We start from the raw sequence: 3,939 nt of genomic DNA, 5'->3' as shown, positions 1-3,939 counted from the left end.
CCAAGGCCCAACCTACAACTCTATTTAAAAATCCTTAAGTTGACGCCATTAAGAGGTCACGGGGGATGGTGAATCTTGGCTGAACGGTCTTATTCAACCTGTGCTCAAAGATGGCCGTTCCCTCATAGGGACTGACCTTTTACCCTCAGCATCAGTTAGTGCCACCTACAGTAAGCGCATCAATTTTCAAAGTAGGCTGTCCAACACCTACAGGAACAGATTGCCCCTCTTTACCACAGACACCTATACCACTATCTAGTGATAAATCATTACCAATCATGCTGATTTTCTTCATCACATCAGGGCCATTACCAATTAAAGTAGCTCCTTTCACTGGAGTGGTGATTTTACCATCTTCAATAAGGTACGCTTCACTTGCAGAAAACACAAACTGCCCTGAGGTAATGTCAACCTGGCCTCCACCAAAATTCACAGCATACAGGCCACGTTTTACAGAACGAATAATTTCATCAGGTTCATATTGCCCAGCAAGCATATAAGTATTGGTCATCCGCGGCATAGGCACATGAGCATAAGATTCACGACGGCAATTTCCAGTGGGCTTCATTCCCATTAGCTTGGCGTTTAATTTATCCTGCATGTAATTGACCAGGATTCCATTATCGATCAAGGTGGTACATTGTGAAGGTGTACCTTCATCATCAATAGTCAAAGAACCACGGCGATCTTTTAAAGTACCATCATCAACAACAGTTACACCAGGCGCAGCTACTTGCTGACCTATACGCCCAGAAAATGCGGATAAACCCTTACGATTAAAATCACCCTCTAAACCATGACCCACTGCTTCATGCAGTAATACGCCCGGCCAGCCCGGCCCCAAAACCACAGGCATGGTTCCTGCAGGCGCGGGTTTTGCTTCTAAATTGACCAAAGCCTCACGCACGGCGTTTCGTGCATAAGTTAATGCGTTTTCTTTCTCAGTAAAATAAGAATAAGCAACACGACCGCCACCGCCTGAGCGTGCTGATTCACGACGTCCGTTTTTATCTTCAACAATCACACTCACATTAATACTTACCAATGGCCTTACATCTGCATTCATAAGTCCATGCATATCAGCAACCATAACTACTTCATAGCAACCACTTAATGAAGCATTGACTTGAATTACACGTGGATCAATACTGCGAGCTTCCTTATCAATAGCCTCCAACAACGCAATTTTTTCTTGCTTATTCATCGTATCAATTGGATTTAGACCATGATAGCGATTTTCAGCAATGGTATTCATATGCACCACTGGCGCAACTTTCGAACCACTAAGTGCAATGGAACGTGCTGCTTCAGCTGCGCGTAACATAGAGGACATTAAAATATTATCACAATAAGCAAAACCCGTTTTATCGCCACTGACCGCACGAATACCAACCCCTTTATCTAAAGAATAGCTGCCACTTTTTACTACTGAATCCTCCAAGTACCACGACTCGTAACTGCAACTTTGAAAATAAAGATCGGCAGCATCAATATGATGACTCATCATTGATTTAAATAACTTTTCAATCCCGGTTTCATCTAATGAAGATGGAGCCAGTAATAATTCTTTTGCGGTGATTAGTGCTTCTGTCATTTAATTACCCTTTAAACTTTTAATACGTGATGGTTTACCGTTGGGAACTTGTTCCGCAACTCATGCAGACGTTGTAAATCAATATCGGTAGTTACAATACCCGCACCACCTGCTTTTTGCGCCAGTACACTACCCCAAGGCTCAACAATCATGCTGTGTCCATAAGTGTCACGCCCATTTTCATGATGCCCACCTTGATTGGCAGCCAATATATAAGATAAATTCTCTATAGCCCTTGCTCTTAATAAAACGTCCCAATGAGCAAGTCCGGTTACCGCAGTAAATGCCGAAGGAACAGTAAATAACTCTGCTTCTTTGTCTAATAATTGCTGATACAATTCAGGAAATCGCAAATCATAACAAACAGTTAGGCCAATTTTACCTATTGGCGTATCAACCACAACAAGTTCATTGCCTCGCTCTATGGTTGTAGATTCTTTATAGAACTCCTGTGCAGACACGCTGACATCAAATAAGTGAATTTTATCATAACGCGCCACACACAAACCGTGCTCATCGTAGACCAAACAACTGGCCCTCACTTTAGAGTTATTTGCTTTAATCGGCATCGTGCCCGCGATAATCCACAATCCTAATTGCTTTGCTAAAGTGCTGATTTTTTCTTGAATTGGCCCTTGGCCGTAGACTTCACCCACTTGCAATTTGTCAATTTCATTTCGCCCCATAAAAGCAAAATTTTCAGGCAAAAGAGCAAGTTGCGCACCTTCTTCACGTGCTTTAATCAATAATTGCTCCGCCTGTTGCAAATTATCAGCAACATTTGCCGAAGAAACCATTTGCACTAACGACACCCTTCCCATGATGAACCTCAATCCAATACAAAAAATACAGTCATCATACTATAGAGTAGTACAGTTTTCTAAAATAAAATGATACTCTAGAGCGTAAAAAATGATAACTAATTTTTTACAGAACAACTTGAAATATAGGAAACTTGTCTATACATATGCTAGACTAAATATAAACCAATTAGGAGTTCGACTACGATGAACCGAAACGATGTTACCATATTAAGTCAACGCAGGGATTCAGTGCTTTCAGCCAATAAAGTGCTGCGTAATACTTACCTGTTACTCAGCATGACCTTCTTTTTCAGCGCGTTTACCGCTTATTTATCTATGGCAAGTGGTGCACGCCCAATGAATCCCTTTTTGATGATTGCAGGCGTATATGGTTTAATGTTTTTAACTCAAGCCTTACGCAATAGCGTTTGGGGTTTAGTGAGCGTTTTTGCTTTTACCGGCTTTTTGGGTTACACCTTAGGCCCAATTCTTAATTTTTATATGTATAATTTTTCTAATGGGCCACAATTAGTTGGTACTGCTTTAGGTGGCACTGGTGCAATCTTTTTTGCCTTATCTGCTTATGCAGTAACTACTAAGAAAGATTTTAGCTTCTTGGGTGGTTTTCTTTTTGTTGGTATGATGGTTGCTGTATTAGCGATGATCGCAGGAATCTTTGTTCAAATACCTGCTTTACAATTGGCAATTTCTGCTGCGTTTATCCTGATTTCCTCTGGTTTAATTCTGTTACAAACTAGCGCCATCATTCATGACGGTGAAACCAATTACATCTCAGCTACAGTAGGTCTTTTCGTATCAATTTACAATTTGTTCGTGAGCCTGCTCAATATACTAAGCGCATTTTCAGGCCGCGATTAAACAAACCGGTCTCCTCTACCTAATCCCGGTTTTAAGACCGGGATTTTTTTAGCCAATAAAGGTGAGGAGCTCAAATGAATTGTTAAACATTTTAGTGTAACTCCCCAGGTACGTCATCCTGAGCGCGTCTTTTTGCGCGAAGGATCTCCCTGCAGTGGCACAATTTTTAAAGTAGCGATCGATACAAATCGTTCCATTCAGGATTCAGTGCATTAATCAAAATCTGCTTCTTTTTTCGCGTCCATCCCTTGATTTGTTTTTCTCGTTCAATAGCTGCAACGATACTTTCACAAACTTCATAATATACCAGACGATCCACATTATATTTTTGAGTAAACCCTGCTACCCGCTTGCTCTTATGTTCATAAACACGGCGTATTAAATCATTGGTGACGCCAGTATACAAAACATTGTTGTGTTTATTGGTCAGAAGATAAACGTATGATTCCGTATGCATGTATTATTCCTTAATTCAGTTGGACTGTTTTGTTATCTCAGATTCCTGATAACACAGGGATAGTACCAGAAAAAATAGGTAACTCCCCAGGTATTTAATTGAGCTCACCGGGCTTCCCCTCTCCACCGCGCGCAGCGTGGGGGAGAGGGAGCAAGGGTGAGGGGGATTAAATAGTGTCGCGAAGCGACTTCATTATTAAAAATAAA

Annotated in this window: 4 protein-coding genes; 1 reads left to right on the top strand and 3 read right to left on the bottom strand. The window is 41.2% G+C overall.

All coding sequences use genetic code 11. The annotated features are described in order from the left end of the window. Positions 1 to 151: 151 nt before the first annotated feature. On the bottom strand, positions 152 to 1,594 hold the full coding sequence (gene tldD / locus QM652_RS14315) for a metalloprotease TldD (protein WP_415076967.1): 1,443 nt from the start codon (positions 1,592 to 1,594) through the stop codon (positions 152 to 154). An 11-nt stretch (positions 1,595 to 1,605) separates the two neighbouring features. Continuing rightward, positions 1,606 to 2,415 carry a carbon-nitrogen hydrolase family protein gene (locus QM652_RS14310; protein WP_415076965.1) on the bottom strand — a complete coding sequence of 270 codons (810 nt, stop codon included), beginning with the start codon at positions 2,413 to 2,415 and terminating at the stop codon, positions 1,606 to 1,608. Between the two features lie 186 nt (positions 2,416 to 2,601). Between QM652_RS14310 and QM652_RS14305 the strand changes: the two genes are divergently transcribed. Beyond that, on the top strand, positions 2,602 to 3,276 hold the full coding sequence (locus QM652_RS14305) for a Bax inhibitor-1/YccA family protein (RefSeq protein ID WP_415076963.1): 675 nt from the start codon (positions 2,602 to 2,604) through the stop codon (positions 3,274 to 3,276). A 166-nt stretch (positions 3,277 to 3,442) separates the two neighbouring features. Here QM652_RS14305 and QM652_RS14300 read toward each other — a convergent pair whose 3' ends face one another. Next, a complete protein-coding gene (locus QM652_RS14300) occupies positions 3,443 to 3,733 on the bottom strand; it encodes a GIY-YIG nuclease family protein (protein ID WP_415076961.1) in 291 nt (96 codons plus the stop codon). Between the last annotated feature and the right edge of the window lie 206 nt (positions 3,734 to 3,939).

Source organism: Legionella sp. (genome assembly GCF_047605385.1).
Classification (GTDB): Bacteria; Pseudomonadota; Gammaproteobacteria; order Legionellales; family Legionellaceae; genus Legionella.
This window is presented reverse-complemented; position numbering and strand designations above follow the sequence as displayed.